This window comes from Dyella mobilis, assembly GCF_016904945.1.
GTDB lineage: Bacteria > Pseudomonadota > Gammaproteobacteria > Xanthomonadales > Rhodanobacteraceae > Dyella_B > Dyella_B mobilis.
Genome location: NZ_JADIKF010000037.1, coordinates 53192 through 77650, shown reverse-complemented (window position 1 = coordinate 77650; position 24459 = coordinate 53192). Strand labels below are relative to the sequence as shown.

Annotated in this window: 18 protein-coding genes; 11 read left to right on the top strand and 7 right to left on the bottom strand. The window is 64.5% G+C overall.

Features of this window, described 5'->3' with window-relative positions:
- Positions 1-22: 22 nt before the first annotated feature.
- From groL to ISS99_RS06275, 3 genes are all read left to right on the top strand, one after another.
- The gene (gene groL, locus ISS99_RS06285) at positions 23-1666 is read left to right on the top strand and encodes a chaperonin GroEL (RefSeq protein ID WP_204630754.1); all 1644 of its coding nucleotides are present in this window, start codon (positions 23-25) and stop codon (positions 1664-1666) included.
- A gap of 140 nt (positions 1667-1806) precedes the next feature.
- Positions 1807-3003, top strand: coding sequence for a YjgN family protein (locus ISS99_RS06280; RefSeq protein ID WP_204630753.1), 1197 nt, complete (start codon positions 1807-1809; stop codon positions 3001-3003).
- 2 nt (positions 3004-3005) lie between these two features.
- The gene (locus tag ISS99_RS06275; RefSeq protein ID WP_204630752.1) at positions 3006-4049 is read left to right on the top strand and encodes a M48 family metallopeptidase; all 1044 of its coding nucleotides are present in this window, start codon (positions 3006-3008) and stop codon (positions 4047-4049) included.
- Positions 4050-4121: 72 nt separating this feature from the next.
- On the opposite strand, the gene ISS99_RS06270 is transcribed toward ISS99_RS06275, so the two are convergent.
- On the bottom strand, positions 4122-6029 hold the full coding sequence (locus tag ISS99_RS06270) for an LTA synthase family protein (RefSeq protein WP_204630751.1): 1908 nt from the start codon (positions 6027-6029) through the stop codon (positions 4122-4124).
- 197 nt (positions 6030-6226) lie between these two features.
- On the bottom strand, positions 6227-7666 hold the full coding sequence (cysG, locus tag ISS99_RS06265) for a siroheme synthase CysG (protein WP_284343782.1): 1440 nt from the start codon (positions 7664-7666) through the stop codon (positions 6227-6229).
- Between the two features lie 285 nt (positions 7667-7951).
- Here cysG and ISS99_RS06260 point away from each other — a divergent pair, with 285 nt between their 5' ends.
- Together ISS99_RS06260 and ISS99_RS06255 are read left to right on the top strand one after the other, a co-directional pair.
- Positions 7952-8956 carry a LysR substrate-binding domain-containing protein gene (locus tag ISS99_RS06260; protein WP_204630749.1) on the top strand — a complete coding sequence of 335 codons (1005 nt, stop codon included), beginning with the start codon at positions 7952-7954 and terminating at the stop codon, positions 8954-8956.
- 178 nt (positions 8957-9134) lie between these two features.
- Positions 9135-9650, top strand: a complete 516-nt coding sequence (locus ISS99_RS06255; RefSeq protein WP_204630748.1) for a DUF4019 domain-containing protein — start codon at positions 9135-9137, stop codon at positions 9648-9650.
- Between the two features lie 48 nt (positions 9651-9698).
- Here the strand turns inward: ISS99_RS06255 and ISS99_RS06250 are convergent, their stop codons facing one another.
- From ISS99_RS06250 to ISS99_RS06235, 4 genes are all read right to left on the bottom strand, one after another.
- Positions 9699-11444, bottom strand: a complete 1746-nt coding sequence (locus ISS99_RS06250) for a bifunctional sulfate adenylyltransferase/adenylylsulfate kinase (RefSeq protein WP_204630747.1) — start codon at positions 11442-11444, stop codon at positions 9699-9701.
- 64 nt (positions 11445-11508) lie between these two features.
- On the bottom strand, positions 11509-12231 hold the full coding sequence (locus tag ISS99_RS06245) for a phosphoadenylyl-sulfate reductase (RefSeq protein WP_204630746.1): 723 nt from the start codon (positions 12229-12231) through the stop codon (positions 11509-11511).
- On the bottom strand, positions 12228-13925 hold the full coding sequence (cysI, locus tag ISS99_RS06240) for an assimilatory sulfite reductase (NADPH) hemoprotein subunit (RefSeq protein ID WP_204630745.1): 1698 nt from the start codon (positions 13923-13925) through the stop codon (positions 12228-12230). Before cysI ends, ISS99_RS06245 begins: the two co-directional genes overlap by 4 nt.
- 8 nt (positions 13926-13933) lie before the next feature.
- Complete coding sequence (locus ISS99_RS06235; RefSeq protein WP_204630744.1) at positions 13934-15733, bottom strand: assimilatory sulfite reductase (NADPH) flavoprotein subunit; 1800 nt, start codon at positions 15731-15733, stop codon at positions 13934-13936.
- A 225-nt stretch (positions 15734-15958) separates the two neighbouring features.
- Here ISS99_RS06235 and ISS99_RS06230 point away from each other — a divergent pair, with 225 nt between their 5' ends.
- From ISS99_RS06230 to ISS99_RS23770, 5 genes are all read left to right on the top strand, one after another.
- On the top strand, positions 15959-17155 hold the full coding sequence (locus ISS99_RS06230) for an OprO/OprP family phosphate-selective porin (RefSeq protein WP_239537748.1): 1197 nt from the start codon (positions 15959-15961) through the stop codon (positions 17153-17155).
- A 119-nt stretch (positions 17156-17274) separates the two neighbouring features.
- Positions 17275-18276 (top strand): sulfate ABC transporter substrate-binding protein, encoded by a 1002-nt coding sequence (locus tag ISS99_RS06225; RefSeq protein WP_204630743.1) that lies wholly within the window; start codon positions 17275-17277, stop codon positions 18274-18276.
- Positions 18236-19105, top strand: coding sequence for a sulfate ABC transporter permease subunit CysT (gene cysT, locus ISS99_RS06220; protein ID WP_204630742.1), 870 nt, complete (start codon positions 18236-18238; stop codon positions 19103-19105). The genes ISS99_RS06225 and cysT overlap by 41 nt, the downstream gene beginning before the upstream one ends.
- Positions 19105-19965 (top strand): sulfate ABC transporter permease subunit CysW, encoded by an 861-nt coding sequence (cysW, locus tag ISS99_RS06215; RefSeq protein ID WP_204630741.1) that lies wholly within the window; start codon positions 19105-19107, stop codon positions 19963-19965. The genes cysT and cysW overlap by 1 nt, the downstream gene beginning before the upstream one ends.
- 8 nt (positions 19966-19973) lie before the next feature.
- The gene (locus ISS99_RS23770; RefSeq protein ID WP_204630740.1) at positions 19974-21113 is read left to right on the top strand and encodes a sulfate/molybdate ABC transporter ATP-binding protein; all 1140 of its coding nucleotides are present in this window, start codon (positions 19974-19976) and stop codon (positions 21111-21113) included.
- A 3-nt stretch (positions 21114-21116) separates the two neighbouring features.
- On the opposite strand, the gene ISS99_RS06205 is transcribed toward ISS99_RS23770, so the two are convergent.
- Complete coding sequence (locus ISS99_RS06205) at positions 21117-21395, bottom strand: peptidoglycan-binding domain-containing protein (protein WP_204630739.1); 279 nt, start codon at positions 21393-21395, stop codon at positions 21117-21119.
- A 144-nt stretch (positions 21396-21539) separates the two neighbouring features.
- Between ISS99_RS06205 and glnE the strand changes: the two genes are divergently transcribed.
- Positions 21540-24392 (top strand): bifunctional [glutamate--ammonia ligase]-adenylyl-L-tyrosine phosphorylase/[glutamate--ammonia-ligase] adenylyltransferase, encoded by a 2853-nt coding sequence (gene glnE, locus ISS99_RS06200; RefSeq protein ID WP_425490435.1) that lies wholly within the window; start codon positions 21540-21542, stop codon positions 24390-24392.
- Positions 24393-24459 lie beyond the last annotated feature (67 nt).

Below are 24459 nucleotides of genomic sequence, written 5' to 3'. Positions count from 1 at the left end.
TGAATTCGAAGGAACTACGTATATGGCCGCTAAAGAAGTCCGTTTCGGCGAAGACGCCCGCGCTCGCATCCTCAAGGGTGTGAACACTCTCGCCAACGCCGTCAAAGTCACCCTGGGCCCGAAGGGCCGCAACGTCGTGCTCCAGAAGAGCTTCGGCGCCCCGACCGTCACCAAGGACGGCGTGTCCGTCGCCAAGGAAATCGAGCTGGCTGACGCCTACGAGAACATGGGCGCCCAGATCGTCAAGGAAGCCGCTTCCAAGACCTCCGACAACGCCGGTGACGGCACCACCACCGCTACCGTGCTGGCCCAGGCATTCGTGCGCGAAGGCCTCAAGGCCGTGGCCGCCGGCATGAACCCGATGGACCTCAAGCGCGGCATCGACAAGGCCGTCGTGTCGGCCGTCGAAGAGCTGAAGAAGCTCTCCAAGCCCACCGCTGACGACAAGGCGATCGCCCAGGTCGGCACCATCTCCGCCAACTCCGACGTCGCCGTCGGCGACATCATCGCCACCGCGATGAAGAAGGTCGGCAAGGAAGGCGTGATCACGGTTGAGGAAGGTTCGGGCCTGGAAAACGAACTCGACGTCGTCGAAGGCATGCAGTTCGACCGCGGCTACCTGTCGCCGTACTTCATCAACAACCAGCAGAGCCAGCAGGTCGAGCTGGATGATCCCTTCATCCTGCTGTACGACAAGAAGATCTCCAACGTCCGCGAAATGCTGCCGATCCTCGAGGGCGTGGCCAAGGCCGGCAAGCCGCTGCTGATCGTCGCCGAGGAAGTGGAAGGCGAAGCGCTGGCCACCCTGGTGGTCAACACCATCCGCGGCATCGTCAAGGTTGCCGCCGTGAAGGCGCCGGGCTTCGGCGACCGCCGCAAGGCGATGCTGGAAGACATGGCCATCCTCACCAACGGCCAGGTCATCTCCGAAGAAGTCGGCCTGCAGCTCGAGAAGGCCACCATCCAGGATCTGGGCCGCGCCAAGAAGGTCGTGGTGACCAAGGAAAACACCACCATCATCGACGGTGCCGGCGAAGCCGCGAAGATCCAGTCGCGCATCGGCCAGATCAAGGCGCAGATCGAAGAGACCTCTTCGGACTACGACCGCGAGAAGTTGCAGGAACGCGTGGCCAAGCTGGCCGGCGGCGTGGCCGTGATCAAGGTTGGCGCTGCCACCGAAGTCGAAATGAAGGAAAAGAAGGCCCGCGTCGAAGACGCCCTGCACGCCACGCGCGCAGCCGTTGAAGAAGGCGTGGTGCCCGGCGGCGGTGTTGCGCTGATCCGCACCCTGAAGGCCATCGAAGGCCTGAAGGGCGACAACGAAGACCAGAACCACGGCATCGCCATCACCCGTCGTGCGTTGGAAGCTCCGCTGCGCGAGATCGTCTTCAACTCCGGCGACGAGCCGTCCGTGATCGTCAACCAGGTCAAGGAAGGCAAGGGCAACTACGGCTACAACGCCGCCACCGGCGAGTTCGGCGACATGATCGAGTTCGGTATCCTGGACCCGACCAAGGTCACCCGTTCGGCCCTGCAGTACGCCTCCTCCGTGGCCGGCCTCTTGATCACCACCGAAGCGATGGTGGCCGAGCTGCCGAAGAAGGAAGAGCACAACCATGGCGCCCCGGGCGGCGGCATGGGCGGCATGGGCGGTATGGACTTCTAAGTCCTGCGTTCCAAACGCAAGCTGTTACGAGAGAACCCCGCGCAAGCGGGGTTTTCTTTTGGCGGCGTGGCGCGGCACCCATCCTGTGGCTACACTCCCCTTGCCGTCGGGAGCGGCAACAGGACTAGGGGGAAAGGGACATGCAAAACCAAACAGGCGGTGCTGCGCACATTTTTTTGCCTGAAATCGACGATACCGTCTTTTCCGGCAAGCACGATCGGCTCGTTTTCGAGTTTCACGGCAACGCGCGAGATTATTTCCGCATCTGGATCGTCAACGCCGCGCTGAGCATCGTTACCCTGGGCATTTATTCGGCCTGGGCAACGGTGCGCACGAAGCGCTACATGTACGCCAACACCTCGCTGGGCGGTTCTCGTTTCGAGTACCTGGCCGAGCCCATGCCGATACTGCGCGGCAGGTTGCTGGCGGCTGCGATCTTGGCGATCTTTGCGCTGACTTCGCACGTGTCCAAGCCATTGCAATTGGGCTGCATCGGCGTGATGGGGCTGTTGATGCCCTGGCTGATCGTGAAAGGCATGATGTTCCGCGCCCGCTATTCGGCGTGGCGCGGTGTGCATTTCCATTTCGACGACGACTACGTCGGCGCCTATCAATGGTATCTGGTGGTTTATGCGGTGATGGCGGTGCTGGCGCTGGTGGCGCTGAAATTCCTGATCGTGGGCGGACATCAGATCCTTGCCGTGTTGCTGATCGCGATCGGCGTTTTGACATTCCAGTTCACCATCTATCCGTGGGTGAAGGGCAAGCAGCAGGAATGGATGGCCAAGCACCACCATTTCGGCGGCAAGGCTTTTCGCTTTACCTTCGATGCCAAGGTGTATCGCAGCGTCTATCGCCGAGTGACGGCGATCTATGTGCTCAGTGCCATTCCTGCGGCCATCATCGTGTTCGAGGTGGTGAGGACCTTGGGTTGGACGCCGTCGGAGTTGCATCAGCATCCCTGGGCCAGCAGCTTGTTGGGCTACCTCTACGCCGGGCCGCTGTATCTGGCGACGTGGACGTACATTCAAGTGCGCATGACCAATGCGCTGTACAACCACACCGCCATCGGGCCATATCAGCTCGAATCCTCGCTCAGCTATTGGGACATGCTGCGCATGTACTTCGTCAATGCGGTGGCGATCATCTGCACGCTCGGCCTGGCCGTGCCGTGGGCGCGTATCCGGGTGGTGCAGTATCGCGCGGAGAATCTGCGGCTCGAAGGCACCGGCAATCTGGATGAATTCGTGCAGTCCTCTGCGCGCACGCGCCGTACCCGCGTGAGTGCCGTGGGCGCCGAGATCGACAGCCTGTTCGGCTTCGATATCAGCCTGTAGCGATGATGGTGCCGGCGGAGTATCACGACGGGCGCAGCACCCGCGTGTGGCGGGTGCACGTCGTGCGCGAAGAGGATCGGCTCAGCTGGCAAGGCGAAGGTGTGAGCGGCAGTGCGCCGCTAGCCCGCGTGAACGCCAGTGCGCGCATGGTCGGTGTGCCTTTTACGCTGCGTTTGCCCAACGGCGCGCAGTTGCACATTGAGCACGACGACATGCCCGCGGACTGGTTCGCGGGACGGCATCGCATCGAAACACTGGTCGATTGGCTGGAGCGCCGGAGCTGGGTGGCGCTGGCCAGTGTCGCGATCATGGCGTTGGCCGCGTTCGGCTGGTTCGAATACGGCATGCCCTGGCTGGCCGATCGGGTGGCCGCCCACGTGCCGCAGAGCGTGGAAGTGGCGATGGGGCAGCAATCGCTGTCGCTGCTGCGCGGCCGCGTGTTGCTGCCGAGCCACGTGGCGCCGGACCGGCAAGCGCATTTGCAGGCGTTGTTCGATCGGTTTTCGCACAACCTCGCCGGTTTGCCGCCGGTTCGTCTTGCCATTTACGACGCGCCGTCCATCGGCGCCAATGCCTTCGCACTGCCCGACGGCACGGTGGTGTTTACCGATGCCATGGTGAACGCGCTGCCGGACGACCCGGCGTTCCTGGCGGTGTCGGCGCACGAACTCGGCCACCAGGCGAACCATCACGTACTGCGCGAAGTGATGCGCAGTGCCGGCGTGGCAGTGATGGCCAGCATGGCGTTCGGCGACGTGACCAGCTTGAGCGGGATCACCGCTGCAATTCCGGTCTTTTTATTGAATAACCATTACTCGCGTGCTTTCGAAGCGGATGCCGACGAATTCGCGTTCAAGGCACTGGCGCAGCAGGGCATTGATCCGATTGCCTTCGCCGACGCGATGCATGCGCTGGAACGTGCGCATCCTGAGTCGGCTGACGAACGCGAGGTTCGCTACCTGTCCAATCATCCCCTGGATGAAGACCGCATCGCGCGGGCGCAGGCGGCATCGCGCCAGTTCCGGCTCGCACGACACCCGCCGTGAGCGGCGGGTCGCGCCAATGAAAACTGCGCCGTCGAAGGCGCAGTTTTTCGCGTAGCCGTCAGTGGCTTTGCCTCAGCGATGGATGCCCATGGCGGCAGAGACCGGCATGCTCTGGTTTTCGTCGTCATCCTGCTGCGCTACGGCCGTATTGGCGGGCAGCATGCTTGCCAGCAAATGCTTATCCAGCTTGCCCTTCATGCGCAGCACCGCAACGCTGGCCATCTCGCTGTCGAATTGCTTTTGCTGCGCGTCCTCGGCAGCCGGCGGCGCACCCGGTGCCCGGGTCAGCTTGGCCAGTGATGGCGCAAGCACCTGGGTCAGCGCGTAATAGGCTTCGTCGTGAACGCCGGCGCGTTCCAGCAGCAGTCCCGGCAACATCCACGACGCCATGTCCACGCGTTGCGCATTGCCCGGATTGCGCGGGTCGACCAGCAGCCACGTACCGGGCTGGCTGAGCATCTCCTGGCCGTCGACGAAGCCGGTTGCCCGGAAGGCGTCGGTCAGGCCCGGAAGGTGATCGCCATAGAACAGCAGCAAGGTCGGGCGGTTGCGCTTGGCAAGCATGGCGGCCAGTCGCCCCAGTTCCTGGTCGGCGTGCTGGATGTGATAGATGTAGTTTTGTACTTCGACTTTATCCTTGGCAGCTACCGTTGCCGGGACCGGAATGGCGTCGCGCGCGGCCGGATCTTTCGGCGTCACGTCGTACGGGCCATGCGCCTCCAGGCTGATCGCAAACAGGAATTGCGGCGGGCCGGAGTCTTTCAGTTGCGCCATGATCTCGTCGGTCATCGCGCTGTCGGCCATGTACTTGCCGTCCATCGCTGCGTTGGCAGGGAAGCTGGACTGCGACACGAAACGGTCGAAGCCAAGCGCCTTGAACGCGGTGTTGCGGTTCCAGAACGTGGGATCGTTGCCGTGGATGGCGACCGTTTCGTAGCCGTGCGAACGCAAGGCGCGCACCATGCTGGGAACGACTTTGTTGTTCAACTGCAGATACGGAAACTGCATGTTGCCGAAGTAGCGCAGCGACAGGCCGGTGAGTACCTCGAACTCGGTGCGGATGGTGCCGCCGCCATAGGTGGGTACGTGCAGCGGGCCGCTCATGCCTTCCGCTTCGAGGCGGGTCAGGTTGGGCGTGAGATGGGCGTTCTCATAGCCGTGCATGGCGCCGGGATCGAAGAACGATTCGCTTTGAATCACCACGATGTCAGGCAGGGCTGTGCCGTCGGCCGCCGGCTTTTGCATGCGCGCGCGCACCGCATCGCCGGTGGAGGCGAGCAGGCTGTCCACGGCCCGGGGATCGGCCTTCTGTTTCACGCGCCGGTCTTGCAGATGAAACATCACCAGCGAACTCATCAGGCCGGAATGGCTGGTGGTGGCCGCGGCCGACCACGGTTCCAGCCAAAGCTTGCGGCCGTTGTACAGATTGCCCCAGCCCGGTACGCCGAGCAGCAACGTTGCCAGGGTCGCGCCCGCCAGGCCGCCGGCAAGGAGGCGCTTGCCGCCGGTGCGGCGCGCAAACAGCGGCGGCTCCAGGCGCCAGGCCGTCACGATCAGGGCAGCGCCGGCAATGATGGCCAGGTATGGCCAGGCGCTGTGCGGCAGATAGCTTCCCAAGATGTGCAGGCCGCCCTTGCTCAGCTGGCCGACCATGCGGAAATCCGATGGGAGCAGCGGTGTGCCGAGGTTTTCCACCTTGAGCGCATTCACGCCATACACCACCGCCTGCAGCAAATACGCCAGCCCGAACGAGAACAGAATGCGCCGGGTCAGCACCAGCAGCAGCAGTGCCAGCAATACGCCGGGCACGGCGTTGGCCAGCGGAAACTTCGGTTGCGACAGCAGTTGCGAAGTCGACACGCCCTGGTTGCCGTCCAGCAGGCCGGTGAGCAGGACGAACGCCGCGACCATCGCCACGACCAGGGCGGCCTGGATGGCGATGCGACGTTTTGAACTTGTGTTGGCGGGGGCGGGCGTCATGCAGTCCGACGGCCTGTCATGTCAGGGAATGTGAACTGTAACGTGACTGACACGAATCGGTTGTCGAGCGAGTGCTTCGGGGTTGGGACGGGTTCAGCCCTTTTCGTTGCTAACTAACGGAAATTTCGCAAAAAAAAGCTGCGGCGAGCGTTCCGTCTCGCCGCGCCTTGAAATCCTGGGTGAATGGGTCGGCACCGTCAGGCTGCGTTGGCCAGGGCGGGTGCCTTGGCGGCGACTGCACCCAGCAATTCCCCATACCAATGCGAGGATTCGGCTTGCGCGGCTACCTCACCCAGAATGAGCAGGGCCGGCGCGCGAACCGCGTGCCTCGTCGCCAGGGCGGGCAGTTCGCCGAGTGTTCCCACCAGCGTGCGCTGGGTGGGTAGCGAGCCATTCTCGACCAGGGCGAACGGGGTGCTGGCACTGCGTCCGTGCGCCACCAGCTGGCGCGTGATTTCTTCCAGTTTGGCGACGCCCATATAGACGGCCAAAGTTTGTCGCTCGCGCGCAAGATCGGCCCAATCGAGCGTGTCCAGCGATTGCTGGCAGTGGGCGGTAACCAGCCGCACGGATTGTGCGTGATCGCGATGCGTCAGCGGCACTCCGCTGTATGCAGCGCAGGCCAGCGCCGCCGTGATACCCGGCACCACTTCGCAGGCGATGCCATGCTCGCGCAGGAACGCCAGCTCTTCGCCGCCGCGGCCGAACACGAACGGATCGCCGCCCTTGAGGCGCACCACGCGGCGTCCCGCCTGAGCATGTTCCAGCAGCAGCGCGTGAATGGTTTCCTGCGGCGTATGCGTGCCGCCGCCGCGCTTGCCGACGGCAATCTGCACGGCATCGCGGCGCGCCAGGTCCAGTACCTGCGGGCTGATCAGCTCGTCGTGCAGGATCACGTCCGCCTCGTTGAGCGCGCGCAGCGCGTGCAGCGTCAGCAGGCCCGGATCGCCGGGGCCGGCGCCAACCAGGGCGACCGATCCCTGCGGCTTGCTTTCGTCGTGCCGGGCCAGCGCGGCCACCAGTTGCTGCTCGGCGTGCAAGGGTTGGGAGGCGCGCAGCGAGGCATTTACCGGGCCGTCGTGCAGCCAGTCGTAGAAGCGGCGGCGCGTGCCGAGATCGGCGTAGCGGGCGCGGATGCGCGCACGATAACGCTGCGCCAGTTGCAGCAGCGAGCCCAGTGCCGGATCGATCAGGCTCTCAATGCGCTCGCGCAGCCGGCGTGCCAATACCGGTGCGACGCCGCTGCTCGATATCGCCACCAGCAGCGGCGAACGATCGATGACGGCCGGCACCTGGAAACTCGAAAGCGCCGGATCGTCCACCACGTTCACCAGGCGCTGCCGGGCATGCCCATCAGCGGCGATGCGGCTGTTCAGCGGGCGCGAGCGGGTGGCCGCGACCACCAGCCAGGTGCCGTCCTGCCAGCCCGGCTGATAGGCGCCGTCCCGGTACGCCACGCGCCCCTGTTGCACCAACTCGCGCAGTTCGGGCCCCAGTACGGGGGCGCCGACCGTTACCGTGGCCCCGGCGCGCAGCAGCATGGAGGCCTTTCTGGCCGCCACGTCGCCGCCGCCCACCACCAGCACCGGGCGGCCGCTCAGGTCGGCAAACAAGGGATACAGCTGCATGGATCGGATCCGGCATCGAAAGGAGTGTCAGTCAAGCTAATGCGGCGATCCGGGAAGCGGAAATGGCCGCAAAGACCGTAGATATGGCTTGCAGGACATAGCGAAAGAGATCCAACTAAAAGACTTATAGGTGTATAGACGTCCAAATAACGCTGTGTTAAGGTCGATCGACACGCGAGTTGGGAATGGTCCGGAGATCGCAATGAAACGTCATCCACGGTGGTGTGCGAGCTGTATGTGCGGCGCGATGCGCAACGCACAGACCTGCACGCAACCCACCCTGGAGCCGACCTCATGACCCTTACGCAACTTCGCTACATCGTCGCCATCGCCGACGCCGGCCTGAACATCACCTTGGCCGCCGACAACGTCCACGCCACCCAATCGGGCATCAGCAAGCAACTCAAGCAACTGGAAGGCGAGCTGGGTTTCCAGGTGTTTACCCGTCGCGGCAAGAGTCTCGACGCCATCACTCCGGCGGGCAGCCAGGTGCTGGAACGGGCGCGCAGCATCTTGCACGAGGCGCGCAACATCCGGGCGCTGGCCGCCAACCTGCGCGAAGAGGCCCATGGCGAACTCTCGCTGGCCACCACGCATACCCAGGCGCGATTCGTTCTGCCCGAGGCGATTGCCCGCCTGAAGCAGCAATATCCGGACCTGGGCGTGCACATCCGTCCGCAGGGCGAAGGCCGCATCATCGGTCTGTTCGAGAGCGGGGAGGTCGACCTGGTGATCGTCAGCACCAGCGGCACGCCGCCCGAGGGCGGCATAGCCGTGCCGCTGTTCCGCTGGTATCGCCGCGCCGTGGTCCCTCAGGGGCACCCGCTGGCGAAACTGGGGCGGCCGCTGCGCATCCAGGATCTGGCCGAATACCCGCTGGTCAGCTACGAATCGTCGCTGCAGCCGGAATCGTCGTTGCGCCGCGCCTTTGCCGCAGCGAACCTCACGCCGCGCGTTGCCTGCACGTCGGCCGATGCGGACTTGATCAAGACCTACGTGCTGGCCGGCCTGGGCGTGGGGGTGCTGGCTGAGATGGCCATCGGTGCGGCGGATGCGCGCGAACTGGTGACGCTCGATATCGACGGCCTGCTGCCGGTATGCACCAGCTGGCTGGTACTGCGCCGCGATCACGTGTTGCGCAGCTACGTGGCGCAACTGGCACGACTGGTCGCGCCGCAGATCGACGAAGCCGAACTGCGCCGGGTGGTGGCTGGCCATGCGGAGGCCAATTGGCCCACGCCGCCGCTCTGGAGCGAGTCGCAGCAACGCGGAGTTCGCCGAACCTCGCGCGCCGCCTGAAAGTGCCAGCCGGCAGCGACCTTATCTGAAGTCGCAAGCGGACAATCTTTTAGGCCTACCCTGAAGGCGAACCTTGCACCGCCATGACACGATGACTCGCGCATTGAACCTGCGCGATGTCATCAGCATGGCAGGCCATTCGGCGTGAATGGACCGCTCTTTCGCAAGGAGATTCTTCATGATGTTCGCCACCCATTCCCACTCGTCGCCGATCCGGCGCGCGATTCGTGGATGCATAGTTTCCGCGGCGCTGTTCGGCGCGGGTGCCGCCATGGCGCAGCAGGCGCCCTCCGGTTTGGAAAAAGCCATCGCCGCGGCAGGCAAATGGGTCGCCCAGGCTGACGCCAATCAGGCGGATGCCATGTGGAAGGCGAGCAGCCCGACCATGCAGAAGAACGTGAACCAGGCCGATTGGAACAAATACATCGCCGACGTGCGTCAACAGGCTGGTGCGCAGCAGAGTCGCAACTGGGTGGGCGTAAGCAAGGTCGACAACCCGCAAGGCATGCCGGCGGGGCAGTATCTCAACGTGATCTATTCCACCCGGTTCGCCAAGGCGGCCACGGTGGAAACGGTTTCCATGGCGCAGAACGGTTCCAGTTGGCAGCCGGTGGGGTACATCGTGCGCCCCGCTCAGCCGCCGCAGGCTCAGGGCGGTGCGCCGGGGGCGTCTGCGCCCGCAGCCGCCAAGTAAATCGTGCTTGCCCTGCACGCCGCTTGAGGCGTGCAGGGCACTTCCACTTCAGACCAATCCCTGTTCGCGCAACCACGCCACGACGTGCTCGGCAGCGTCCGCCACGCTGATTGCGCTCGTATCCAGGCGCAATTCCGGTGCTGCGGGTGTTTCGTAAGGATCATCGATGCCGGTAAAGCCCTTGATCTTGCCCGCTCGTGCTGCCGCGTAAAGCCCTTTGCGATCGCGCGATTCGCACACTTCCAGCGGTGTGGAAACGTGGATTTCCACGAAGCGCCCATGTGATTGCACCAGCTGCCGAGCTTCGGTACGCGCTTCGGCATAGGGAGCGATCGGTGCGCAGATCGCGATACCGCCGTGGCGGACGACTTCGCTGGCTACGTAGCCGATGCGCGTGATGTTGGCGTTGCGGTCTTCGCGCGAGAAGCCCAGTCCCTTGGACAGATGCCGACGTACTTCGTCGCCGTCCAGCACGGTGACAGGGCGGCTGCCGGTTTCCAGCAATCGGGCCAGAACGGCCTGTGCCACCGTGGATTTGCCCGACCCGGACAGTCCGGTGAAGAACAGCGCAAAGCCTTGCTGCGCGCGCGCGGGATGACGTTCGCGCAGGATCTTCACCACCTCGGGAAAGGTGAACCATTCCGGGATGGCTTCGCCCTGATGCAAGCGTCGGCGCAATTCGGTGCCGGAAATGTCGCGTACTTCGTCATGCGGCTCCACTTCGGTCTGCGGCAGGTAGGTGTCGCGATTGGCGGCATAGACCATGGCGGGGAAGGGCACTATGCCGATGCCCAGCTCGTCCTGATGCCTGGCCAGCAATTCTTGTGCGGCGTAGGGGTCGTAGAACGGTTTTCCTTGCGAATCCTTGCCCGGGCCGGCATGGTCGCGTCCCACGATGAAGTGACTGGCGCCGTGGTTCTTGCGGATGATGGCGTGCCACAGCGCTTCGCGCGGACCGCCCATGCGCATCGCCAGCGGCAGCAGCGAAAGCGTGGCGTGCTGCTTGGGATAGTGCTCGATCAGTGCGCGATAGCAGCGCACGCGCGTGTAGTGATCGACGTCGCCTGGCTTGGTGCGCCCGACGGAAGGCTGGATCAGCAGTTTGGCGCCGACCTTTTCCGCCGCGCGCAAAGTCAATTCGCGATGCGCGCGATGCATCGGGTTGCGCGTCTGGAACGCCACGATGCGGTGCCAGCCTTGTTCTGCAAACCACTCGCGCAACTGGCGCGGCCCCAGGCGCAACGTCGAGAAGTCGTAGTGCGAAGGCGCTTGAATACCTTTCAGTTTGCCACCCAGGTACACCGAGCCGGTGCGGTCCAGCAATTCGGCGACACCCGGATGCGTGCGATCAGTGGTGCCGAACACTTGCCGCGCTTCGGCGAGGTGATCGGGAAAGTAGATGTCTTCGACCGTCAGCACAGCCAGCGGCGTGCCCTGTGTATCGTTGAGGCTGATCTCGGCGCCTTCGGCAAGACTTGCCGCGAAGGCTTCATCCACATCCAGCGTGATCGGGATCGGCCACAAGGTGCCATCCGCCAGTCGCATGTGGGCGACCACGCCATCGTAGTCGGCCCGGCCAAGAAAGCCTTGCAAGGGCGAGAAGCCGCCGTTGAGCAGCAGTTCGAGGTCGCATAGCTGGCGCTGGTTGAGCGTCCACTGCGGCAGCGAGGCGCTGCGCCGCTTGAGTGCTTCGGCCTCTTCCGGCGGCAGATAGAGTTCGCGCAGGACGCCGCCATGCGGCGCCACCAGTGCATTGTGTTCGGCCGAGGCGATCTCGGCGGCAACGGCGTTCATAGGTTTCCTCGTCGGGGCTGATCAGATGCTTTTTTGTGAAGCTCGTTTGGGTGTTGCGGGAAGTTCACACGTCCAGGTGCAATCCGCATTCGCGCTTGATGCCGAAAAAGCGGGTGTCCTCTTCGCGCATGCCCGGCTCCCAGCGGGCCGTGGTGTGGGTGTCTCCGATCGAGACATAACCCTTGTCCCACAGCGGGTGGTAAGGCAGGTCGTGGCGGCGCAGATAAAGGCCGATGTCGCGATCGGTCCAATCGATGATGGGGTGCATTTTCCAGCGGCCCTGGCGGTGGTCGAGCACGGGCGTTGCGGCACGACTCAGCGACTGTTGACGACGCAGGCCGGCAAACCAGGTGCCCGCTTCAAGCGTGGCCAATGCCTGCTGCATGGGCTCTACCTTGGCCAGCCGGTTGTAGCGGTCGATTCCTTCGCGTCCCTGGTTCCACAGCTGGCCATGCCGTGCTTCCAGCCACGCGGGCGTCAGCGCCGGGCGTACCACGTGCAGATTGAGCGACAGACGTTCAGTCAGGGCATCGATAAACCGATAGGTCTCGGCAAAGAGGTACCCCGTATCGACCACGATGACTGGAATGGAAGGCAACTGCTGCGTGAGCAGATGCAATGACACCGCCGATTGCGCGCCGAAGCTGGACGACAGTACGTGCGCGCCGGGAAGCTCGCGCAACGCCCACTCCACCCGTTCTTCGGCGGTACGGCCCAACAGCCACGCATCGAGTTTGGCGAGGGTGTTCGGATCGCGCGCGGCAAGCTCCGGACTGGGCAGGCTCATGCGAATACCTCTACCTCAATGGCATGCTGTGCTGCAGGCAGAAGGCCGCTGCGCACGAGAAAATCGCCGAAACGTTCCTGCGCGTCGCGCTCTTTGGCATAACGAGTGAAGAGCTCGTCGAGTTCGCGCAGGATTTCCGCTTCGTCGATGTTTTCGCGCAGCACGCGGTTGAGTCGCTGGCCGGCGAAATCGGCGCCAAGCCGCAGGTCGTAGCGGCCGATCGCGCGGCCGACCAGTGCGATTTCGCCCAGATACGGGCGCGAGCAGCCATTCGGGCAGCCGGACAGGCGCAGCAGGATCGGTTCTTCCAGCAGGCCGTGCCGGTCCAGCAGGGCTTCCAGCTTCGGCAGCAATTGCGGCACGTAGCGCTCGCTCTCGGCCATCGCCAGTCCGCAGGTAGGCAGGGCCACGCAGGCGACCACGTGGCGGCGGATGCCGCTGAGCCTGCGGTAGTCGTCCAGCTTGTATTCGGCGACCAGTTGGTCGATGCGCGCGCGCTGCGCCGTTGGGACGTTGGCGATGACCAGGTTTTGATTGCAGGTCATGCGGAAATCGCCCTGATGCTCTTGGGCAATGGCGCGCAAGCCGCTGAGATGCGGTTGGCCGGGGAGGTCGGCAAGACGGCCCGATTCGATCTGTAAAGTCAGGTGCCAGCGGCCGTCGTCGCCTTCGGTCCAGCCATAGCGGTCGCCGTTGTGATCGAAACGGTAGGGGCGCGAGGCTTGCAGCGCGAAGCCGATGCGCCGCTCGAGCTCCGCCTTGAACGCAGCCGCGCCCAGGCGATCGAGCGTGTACTTCAGCCTGGCATGTTTGCGCTCTTTGCGATCGCCGTAGTCGCGCTGCACTTCGATAACGCCTTCGGCAGTGCGCAACAGTTGCTCGGGTATTACGAAGCCAATCACCGTGCCAAGGCGAGGGTAGGTGCTGGCATCGCCGTGAGTTGCACCCATGCCGCCGCCGATGGCGACATTGAAGCCCAGCAACTCGCCGTGTTCGATGATCGCGATCAGTCCAAGGTCCTGCGCAAAAACGTCGATGTCGTTGGTGGGCGGAACCGCCACGCCGATCTTGAATTTGCGCGGCAAGTAGGTGGCGCCGTATAGCGGTTCGCTTTCTTCTTCGCCGCCGCCCACGAGTTTCTCGTCCAGCCAGATTTCGTGGTACGCGCGCGTCTTCGGCTTGAGGTGTTCGGACAGGCGTTCCGCCCAGCGATAGGCGAGGCGGTGCGCAGGCGTCGCGACCGGGTTGGCACTTGCCACTACGTTGCGATTGACGTCGCCGCAAGCGGCGATGGTGCTGACCAGCGCGTCGTTCATCGCCGCGATCGAGCGCTTCAGGTCGTGCTTGAGGATGCCATGCAACTGGAATGTCTGGCGCGTGGTGATGCGCAGCGTGTGATTGGCCCAGGTGCGCGCGATGTGATCGAACGCTAGCCATTGCGCGGGGCTCAGCACGCCGCCGGCAAGGCGCGCACGCACCATGAACTGATAGGCGGGCTCCAGCTTCTGCTTGCGCCGTTCCTCGCGCAGGTCGCGATCGTCCTGTTGATAGCTGCCGTGGAATTTCAGCAGCTTGTTGTCGTCGTCGCTGATGGCGCCGGTGACCGGGTTGGCCAGGCCTTCCACCAAAGTGCCGCGCAGCAGGCGGCTGTTTGCCTTGATGTGCTCGAGTTCGGAAACGTCGTTGTCGCTCATCGCAATTCTCAATACACGTCGCGGGCGTAGCGGCCCTGCTGGATCAACTGGTTCAACCAGGCCTCGGCGTCTTCCGCCGTACGCTGGCCGTGCTCGGCGACGATGTCGATCAACGCGCCGTGCACGTCCTTGGCCATGCGGCTGGCATCGCCGCAGACATAAAGGTGTGCGCCACCGTCCAGCCATTCGTACAAACGGCGCCCCTGTTCGCGCAGGCGATGCTGCACGTAGACCTTGTCGGCCTGATCGCGCGAGAACGCCAGGTCGAGGCGATGCAGTTGCCCGTTCTTCAGGGCTTGCTGCCATTCCACCTGGTAGAGAAAGTCCGACTGGAAATGCGGGTTGCCGAACAGCAGCCAATTGCGTCCGTTGGCAGCGTGTTCGGCGCGCTCCTGCACGAAGGCCCGGAAGGGCGCCACGCCGGTGCCAGGACCGATCATGATGATGTCGCGGTCATCGGCCGGGAGGTGGAAGCGCTCGTTGGCTTCGATAAACACCGGGACGGATTCGCCTTCAGCGCGTCCGGCCAGATAGCGGCTGGCTGCACCCCAGCGCGCGTCGCCGTCGATCGCGTAGTCGACGTGGCTGACGGTCAGGTGCACTTCTTCGCCGACCACCGATTGGCTGGATGCAATCGAGTAGAGCCGCGGCGCTAGGGGGCGAAGTGCCGCTACCAGGGCGTCGGGCGTCCATTCCACCGGATGGCGGCGCAGCAGATCGAGGACCTGCCAGCGCGCGAACAGGTCGGCGAGTTGGTCGCGCGCTGCCGGCGCCAGGAAATCCTGCAAGCGCGTGTCGCCGCTGCGTTCGGCGTGTGCCGCGAAGAAGGGTCGCGTCAGCTGGGTCAGTTCGCGCCGTTCGCTCAGCCAGGTGCGCAAGGGCAGCTCGTCGGTGCCGGCGCGCACCGTGGCGGCGCCGTCCAGGTGCAGCGTATCCAGCACTGCCTCCACCAGTTCGGGCGCCTGGGTCGGCCATACGCCGAGCGCATCGCCCGGCGTGTAGCGCAGGCCGGAACCTTCCAGCGACAGCTCGATGTGCCTCACGTCGCGGTCGCTGTCGCGCCCGGTAATGCGCTGGTTGAGCAGCAGCGGGGCGGCAAACGGTTGCTCGCGGTGCCAGGTTGGCGTGCTGCGCGCGGTGCGCAACGTGGTGACCTTGGCCAGCGGCGTGGACGTCTTGAGCTGTTCGCGAGCCTGCTGCAGGGCCTGCTCCAGCCAGGGCTGGGTGACGGTTTCCAGGTCGACGTCCGCCTCGCCGGTGGGGAGCAGGCGCTGCGCCCCCAGCGTGGCCAGGCGCTCGTCGAGCTGGCGGCCGATGGCGCAAAACTGCGGATAGCTCGAGTCGCCCAGACCCAGCACCGCGTAGCGCAGGCCTTCCAGTTTCGGTGCGCGTGCGCCATTGAGAAATTCCACCAGTGCGCGCGAATCATCCGGCGGCTCGGCATCGCCCTGGGTACTGACGACGAGATACAGCAGGCGTTCCTGCTTGAGTTCGCGGGTGGGGTAGGCGTCGGCACGCACCACGCGGACCGCGAGGCCCGCCGAGGTGGCGCGCCGTCCGAGGTCTTCGGCGATCCGCTTGGCATTGCCGGTCTGGCTGCCGTAAAGCACGGTCAGTCGCGCCTGCGCCTCCGTGGCGGCGGCCGGGTGTTCGGCGTGGGAGGCCTTTGCGCCAGCGAGGCGTTGCGAGGCGACTCCGGCCACGTAACCGGAAAGCCAATGCAGTGCGGCGGTGTCCAGGCCATCGATCAGCCGCACGGCAAGCGCCTGCTTGTCCTCGGTAAGGGGCGATAATGTGAGTGCGGTCATCGTATCTCTTCCATGGACGTATAGACGTCCATTTGCTGAAAGGATGTTAGGACTTCGTTTTTTGGCCAAGAAATGATGGGGTGGCATATCCGCATGCCATTCACTCCTTTCCGCCCTCATTCCTCGGCCGGGCAGCATGGGGTCGTGCCGCTCCAACCCCGGAGCGCACCAGGGAAATGTCCACCCCATCACCAGGCGCCGTGACCGGCGACGCCGGAGGAACCCATGCCTCGAAGACCGAAGTCAGCGATTGCCTCATTCCCGTGGGTCCTGGCTGCCGTGCTAGCCGCCGGACCGGCCAATGCGGATACCAACGACTGGCTCACCAACTGGCCCACCCACGAGACGTTCGGCGACGGTACGGATCTGGGGCTGGTGTTGCGCTATCAGTACGACGCGAACGAATTCTCGAACGGCGACGGCAAATTCGCCGATGCCCATACCAACCGCCGCAAATACCTGGGTTTCTATGTAAAGAAGCCGGGTGTCTACGACGCTACCGTGTATTACGACTTCCAGTCGAAGGCGTGGCAGGACGTGTTCTTTCGGCTGCAGTCGGCCGCCTTGCTGGATCAGGACTTCGGCGCACTCCGCTTCGGCCAGAGCAAGACGCCGGTGAGTTTCGAGGGCGTAACCACCTCGACGCAGACCACCTTTATCGAACTGGCCCTGCCGTCGCAGGCCATCTACGAAAACCGCCGGATCGGCGTGGATTGGGCGATCCAGCGCACGCACTGGCTGGCCAGTCTTGGCTACTACGGCGAAAACCTGGCCGGCAAAAACCCTGGACACACCTTGGCGGCGCGCGCCGCATGGGTGCCCTTGCACCAGCCCGGCGAGGTGCTGCACCTGGGCGTTGCCGCTTCACAGGAGCGGCCCTATGGGATCGTCGACGCGCTAGGCGTGCAGCAGCCCGCCACGGCCAGTTTCAAGACGCCCCCGGAGGCCGGTCTCACCACTGTCGCACTGGTCAGCTCCGGCACGTTTACCGGGGTGGATCACATCAACCGCCTGGGTCTCGAAGAGGTTTGGATCGAAGGCCCCTGGTCGGTCCAGAGCGAATACCTGCAAGCCCAGACATCCTTCAAGAACGGCCGGCCCGATTACGACATCGATGGCTTCTACGCGTTCGGCAGCTGGGTGCTTACCGGGGAGTCGCGGCAATACCACGATGGCAACGTCAGCAACGTGATTCCAGAGCATTCCTGGGGTGCGCTGGAATTCGCATTGCGCTACAGCGAGCTGGATCTCAACGATGGCCGCGTGCTCGGGGGCAGGGAGCACGACTGGACGGCCGGCGCGAACTGGTACGTCGGCACGCATCTGCGCCTGCAGGCCAACTATATCCGGGCGTTCAGCGACCGGCGCGGGTTGGTGATCAACCCGCACGTCGTCGAGCTGCGTGCCGAAATATTCATCTGATCGCCACGGCCGGCGTCCGCCATATGGATAGGACGATCCGCGCTTTCAGGCGTCCAGCCGTCCAAATCTATAGTCGACGATGGGCGTCTTCGCCTGCGCCTTGAGGAGTTCCGCTGCATATGAAACGAAGTCTTGTGTTGCTGTCCGCCGTATTGAGCTTCGCTGCCGCCTGGGTGCATGCGGCGGATACGCGGTTGCTGAACGTGTCCTACGACCCCACGCGAGAATACTTCCAGGACGTGGACGCGAGCTTCAAAGCGCAGTGGGCCAAGCAGACAGGCCAGGCGATCGCCATCACGACTTCCAACGGCGGCTCGGGCAAGCAGGCGCGCGCGGTGCTCGATGGCCTGCAGGCGGACGTGGTGACGTTGGGCCTGGCCTACGACATCGACGTGCTGGCCGATAAAGGCCTGCTGGCAAAGGACTGGCAGACGCGCCTGCCGGACAACAGTTCGCCTTACACGTCCACCATTGTCTTCCTGGTGCGCAAGGGCAACCCGAAGCACATCCGCGATTGGCCCGATCTGATCCGCGCGGATGTACAGGTCATCACTCCCAATCCAAAAACTTCCGGCGGCGCGCGCTGGAATTTCCTCGCGGCGTGGGGCTGGGCCGTGCGCCAGCCTGGCGGCAATGCCGACAAGGCGCGTGCGTATGTCACTGCGTTGTATCAGCACGTGCCGGTACTGGATGCCGGCGCACGCGGCGCCACCAATACGTTTACCCAGCGTGGCATCGGCGACGTGCTGATCGCCTGGGAGAGCGAGGCGCTGCTGGCCCAGCACGAATTCGGCAAGGACAACTACGAGATCGTGCTGCCCTCGTCGACCATCCTGGCCGAGCCGCCCGTTGCCGTTGTCGATAGCGTCGCAGTCGCGCACGGTACGCAAAAAATCGCGCAGGCGTATCTGCAGTATCTCTACAGTCCCGAAGGGCAGGCGATTGCCGCCAGGCACTTCTTCCGCCCGCGCCTGGCTTCGGTGGCGGTCGCCTACGCCGCCCAGTTTCCCGCAGTAAAAACCTTTACCTTGGCCGAGCAGTTCGGTGACTGGCGCAAAGCCCAGGCGACCTACTTCGCCGATGGTGGCGTCTTCGACCAGATCACGGAAGGGGAGCATTGATTCCGTGACGCGGCGCGTCTTGCCAGGATTTCGCTTGAGCACCGGCTATACGCTGGCGGTGTTGGGCAGTTGCGTCTTGTTGCCGCTGGCTGCGCTGTTGTGGACGGCGTGCGAACTGGGGCCGGCCGGATGGTGGGCGCAGGTCGGCACGCGGCGCGTATTGGCATCGTTGCGGTTGAGCTTCGGTGCGGCCTTGCTGGCGGCGACCATCGATGTGCTGCTGGGACTGCTCGTGGCGTGGGTGCTGGTGCGCTACCGCTTCGCCTTCCGGCGCGTGTGCGATGCCTTGGTCGATCTGCCGTTTGCCTTGCCCACCGCGGTGGCCGGCATTGCCCTGACGGCGCTGTATGCACCGAACGGCTGGATCGGCAGCCGCCTGGTGCCATGGGGCATCGAAGTGGCGTACAGCCGCCTGGGCGTGTTGCTGGCGATGGTGTTCGTCGGCCTGCCCTTTGTGGTGCGCACCTTGCAACCGGTGCTGGAAAGCCTCGACGGCGACCTGGAGGAAGCTGCCTATACGTTGGGCGCTTCGCCGATCCAGCGCTTCCTGCGCGTGCTGCTGCCGTTGTTGCTGCCCGCCTTGCTGACCGGCTATGCGCTGGCGTTGGCGCGGGCCATCGGCGAATACGGTTCGGTGATTTTCATTTCCGGCAACCGCCTGTTCCAAACCGAAATCGCGCCGTACCTGATCGTGCAGAAGATCGACTCGCAATACGACTATCGCGGAGCGGCGGCGCTGGGCGCCGTGATGCTGGCGGCATCGTTACTGTTGTTGCTGGCGATGGCGGCTGTGCAACGCTGGGCTCGCCGCTGGGCGGTGCTGCGCTGATGGCGGTGGTCGCCGCAACGATTTCCATTGGCGGACGGCCCACCTGGCCGATCTCGCTGGCGCGCACGGTGCTGGTGCTGTGCGCCCTGCTGGTACTTGGCTGGCTGCTCGTGCTTCCGCTGCTGGCGATCTTTGCCGAGGCGCTGCGGCCCGGCGTCGCCTTCTATCTGGATGCCATTCGCCAGCCCGATACGCTCGCCGCGGTGCGCCTGACCTTGACCGTGGCCGCCATCGCCGTGCCGTTGAATCTGCTGTTCGGACTTGCCGCCGCGTGGGCGATGACGCATTTCGAGTTTCGCGGCAAGGCCTTGCTGGGCGCCCTGATCGATCTGCCGTTCTCGGTCTCGCCGGTGGTGGCGGGCATGATGCTGATACTCGTCTACGGCAAGTACGGCTGGCTGGGTTCGTGGCTGGAGGCTCACGGCGTGCAAGTCATTTTCGCCTTGCCGGGGCTGGTGCTGGCGACGGTATTCGTCACCTTGCCCTTCGTGGCGCGCGAACTCATTCCCCTGATGCAGGCACAAGGTTCCGAGCAGGAAGAGGCCGCGCTTACCCTGGGTGCGAACGGGTGGCAGATTTTCTTCCGCGTCACGCTTCCTCGAGTGCGCTGGGCATTGTTGTACGGCGTATTGCTTTGCAATGCGCGCGCGATGGGCGAGTTCGGAGCGGTGTACGTGGTGTCCGGCCACCTGCGCGGCCTCACCAACACCTTGCCGCTGCAAGTCGATCAACTTTACGAAGAAAATTTCGCCGCCGCCTTTGCCGTGGCGTCATTGCTCGCGCTGCTTACGCTGGTGACACTGGGCATCAAGCGTTTGCTCGAGTGGCGTCACGGCGGCGAACTGAAAGGGCGGCATTAGGGAACGCCATGGGTATCGATATTTCACGCTTGCGACGCCAGTTCGGGTCATTCATTGCACTGGACGACATCAGCCTGCGCATCGGCGACGGCGAATTTGTCGCCGTGCTCGGTCCTTCGGGTTCCGGCAAGACCAGCTTGCTGCGCATTCTTGCAGGGTTGGACCAGCCCGACAGCGGCAGCGTGCAGCGCGACGGGCAGGATCTGCTGGCACTGGATGCGCGCCGCCGCGGCGTCGGCCTGGTGTTTCAGCACTACGCGCTTTTTCCGCATTTGACGGTGGCGCAGAACGTGGCTTTCGGCCTGCGCGTTCGTCCGTGGCGCTTGCGGCCCAAAGCGGCCGTGATCAAGGCGCGCGTGGATGAATTGCTACGGCGTGTGGAACTGGATCAACTTGCCGCGCGCTATCCCGCCCAGCTTTCCGGTGGGCAGCGGCAGCGCGTGGCATTGGCGCGCGCCTTGGCGATCGAGCCGAGGCTGCTGTTGCTGGACGAACCGTTTGGCGCCCTGGACGCGCAGGTTCGTGTCAATCTGCGCCGTTGGCTGCGCGAATTTCATCGCTCGCTGGGCATCACTTCGTTGTTCGTGACGCACGACCAGGACGAAGCATTGGAAATGGCCGATCGCGTGATCGTGATGAATCGCGGCTGCATTGAGCAGGTCGGTACGCCCGAGCAGGTCTACCATCGGCCGGCTACGCCTTTTGTATCGAAATTCATCGCACGCGGGCAGGCGGTGCCGGGCGAAGTGACGGCTTCCAGCCTGCGTGTGCTGGGTGCATCGTGGCGGCTGGAAGGCTTTGCGGACGAAACGTGGCACGCGGTGGAGGTGCACGTGCGCCCCGAGCACATCGTTTCTTCGCCACGCCCAGGTGAAGGCCTGCCGGCGCGCCTGCTTGGCGTGAGGCACGTCGCCGGCACCACCTTGGCCAGCTTGCAGGTGGATGGCATGCACGAACCGCTCGAGGCCGCCTGGAACGGGCACGATGGCGGACGCCATGCCTCTGGTGAGCGCGTTACGGTTCAATTCCAGGCGTTGACGGTGTTCGGGCTCGATCGCGAAGGACGCGTTTGTGCGCGGGCGGATTGCCACACTCCGCACCTGGCTTCGCCGGTTGTCAGCGGACCCTGGCGGCGGCTGGAAGCGTGAGCCTCACCCGGTGAGCCACTTCACGCGATGCTCGGCATGCCGCAGCGCCGCTGCGGTCTTGATATCCACGATGCCGTCGACGGCAAGTCCGTAATCGTATTGAAAGGCCTCGACGGCGCGACGCGTGCGATCGTTAAAATCGACATCGCCTGGCAACTCGCCATCGAGGTCGCGGTAGCCGATGCGGCGCAGTTGGCGGTGAAGCCGTTTTACTGGTTCGCCGGAGTCGCCCTGTTTCAGCAAAACCTCCGGTGCGGGATGCAGCGCTTCCGTTCCTTGCATGAGCGAGCGACCTCCTTGGCGTCTGCCCATTACTTTGGTCGTCCCAGCGATTTGCTTCTGTCAGGCGACGCTGAGGCTTGCTGAAAGATTCCGACGACCCCCGTGCCGGGGTAAAGGCGCGGTCGATGCGGGCATAATGGGTGCATGCCCGTGATGACCCCTTCCGCAGAATCCTCGTCGCTGCGCGCGCTGATCGACGATCGCTACGCACAGCTGGTTGCCCGCTGCCGTGCCGCAGGCGTGCCCCTGCACGACGATGCCGGCGTGGCCGAGCGCATCCGGCGTACCTTGCTGGCCAGCGATTTCGCTTTCGAAACCTGGCGCAACCAGCCGCAGTTGCTGGCGCCGGTGGGCCTGGAACGCCTGCGTTCCGGTCACGACGCGGCCGCGCGCATCGATGCCTTGAAGCTGGATACCGACGAAACGGCAAGCATGTCCGCGCTGCGCCGCTTCCGGCATGCCGAGGCGCTGCGCCTGGTGTTCCGCGACGTCAACGGACTGGACGACCTGCCGGAAATTCTTTCCGCCACCAGTGTGCTCTACGAGGCCTTGCTGGGCAGCGCGCTGGCGTGGTCCGAGCGCATGCTGGCTGAGCGCTACGGGCATGCACGCGGTGAAGACGGTACTGTGCAGCGCCTGATCGTGATCGGCTTTGGCAAGCTGGGCGGCAGCGAGCTGAATTTCTCTTCCGATATTGACCTGGTGCTGGCCTACCCGCAAGGCGGCGAGAGCGATGGTGCACGCTCGCTCGACAACAGCGAATATTTCGTACGCCTCGGGCGCCAGCTGGTGCGCTTGCTCAACGAGCCCACCACCGACGGCATTTGTGCGCGCGTGGATTTGCGCCTGCGTCCGTTCGGCAATGCGGGCCGGCTCGCCCTGCCGTTCAGTGCGATGGAACAGTATTACCAGCGCGAAGGCCGTGATTGGGAGCGCTACGCGTGGATCAAGGCGCGCGCCGTGGCGGGCGATCGCAGCGCCGGCAAGCAGTTGCAGGAAATGCTGCGCCCGTTCGTCTATCGCAAATACCTCGACTACACCGCTTTCGCCGGCTTGCGCGAAATGAAGGCGCTGATCGATGCGGAAGTGGCGCGCAAGGATCTGGCCGACAATCTCAAGCTGGGGCCGGGCGGCATCCGTGAAATCGAATTCATCGTGCAGTTGGTGCAGTTGATCCGCGGCGGCCGCGAACCCAGCCTGCGCGTGCGCGGCCTGCTGCCCGCGCTCACTGCTTGCGAAGGGCGCGGCCACATTCCGGCTGCGCGTGCGCGTGCCTTGCGCGAGGCGTATGTATTCCTGCGGCGGTTGGAAAATCGCGTGCAGATGCTGCGCGACGCGCAAACCCACGATCTTCCCGATGACGTCCTGAGCCGCGAGCGCCTTGCCTTGAGCCTCGACTATCCGGCCTGGGAGCCACTCGCCGAAGAACTGGCGAAACATCGCGAAATCGTCGCTGCCGAATTTGCCGCCGTGCTGATGCCCGAAGGCGGCGCCAAGACCCACGTACCCGCCGCCGATGCGGTGTTGTGGCAGCGCGCCTGCGACGAATCGCTGAAAGCGGAGCTGATGGAAGCCTCGGGCTTCGCACCCGGCGCGGACGCCGCCGAAGCATTGCTGAAGTTGCCGCAGGCGGCGCAGTTGCGCGCCATGTCGGCACGCGCACGCGAGCGGCTCGATCACCTGATGCCGCAGCTGTTGGCAGTCGCGCGCCAGACTTCCGCGCCGGTGCCGTGTTTGCTGCGCCTGTGTCGCCTGGTGCAGACCGTGGCGCGTCGACCTTCGTATCTGGCCTTGCTGGAAGAGCAGCCGGCCGCGCGCAAGCGCCTGGCACAGCTGTTCGCCGACAGCGCCTTTCTCGCCGAGCGGGTGATTGCCCAGCCATTGTTGCTCGATGACGTGCTCGACCCGCGCATCGATCAATTGCCGCTCAAGCGCGCCGATATCAGCGCCGAGATCGCACACGTCCTCACCACCCTGGACGAACGCGAAGCCGAAGCCGAGCTGGAGCGCATCAACGAATTCAAATCCAGCATCGCGTTTCGCCTTGGGCTGGCGTTCAACGACGGCCGTGCCGATGCGGTGGCTACGGCACGCAGGCTTGGTGCGCTGGCCGAATCGATAGTCATCGCCGTCGCCGCGTTGGCCGAGCGCGAAGTGATTGCGCAGCACGGGCGTTTGCCTGGGGTCGGTTCCGGCTTCTCGGTGCTCGGCTATGGCAGCCTGGGCGGCGAGGAGCTCGGTTTCGCGTCCGATCTCGACCTGGTGTTCGTGTTCGATGGCCAGCGTGCGCAGGAGATGAGCGATGGCCCGCGCCCGCTGGACGGTTCGCGCTGGTATCAGCGTCTTACCCAGCGCGTGATGAACTGGCTCACCGTGCTCACGCGAGCAGGGCGTTTGTACGAAGTGGACACGCGCCTGCGCCCGGACGGCTCCAAAGGCTTGCTGGTGGGCAGCCTCGATGCTTTCGTGGCTTATCAGGAAAGCCGCGCCTGGACCTGGGAGCATCAAGCCCTGTTGCGTGCGCGGCCGGTAGCCGGCGATGCGGCATTAAATGCCGAACTGATCGAGGTGCGCCGCCGCACCTTGGCAGTACCGCGCGATGCCGCCGCCGTGCTTGCCGAGGTCAGCAACATGCGGCAACGCTGGCGCGCAGAGCGCGATCGCTCCGACGCTACGCAGATCGATCTGAAACAGGGTCATGGCGCCTTGCTCGATATCGAGTTCGCGCTGCAAGGGTTGGTGCTGGCGCATGCGGCGAAAAATCCGAACCTGCTCAGCGTGACGGCCAACGCCGGTCTGATCGAATCCTGCCGCGACGCCGGCCTGCTCGACACCGCCCAGGCCAATTGCTTCAGCGTGGCCCATGCCGAACTGCTGCGGCGGGCCTTGCTCTGCACGCTGGATCTGCGCTCGCGCATTGCGCCGCGCGACGAAGAGCTGGAAACGCTGTGCGGCGATGTCACCGTGGTCACCCGCGCGCTGGGCTTCCATTTCTAGCGCGCCAACCTTGCAAAAAGCGCCGTTGCGTCGGCGCCTGCCGGTGCGACTACGTTCGCCGCACTGC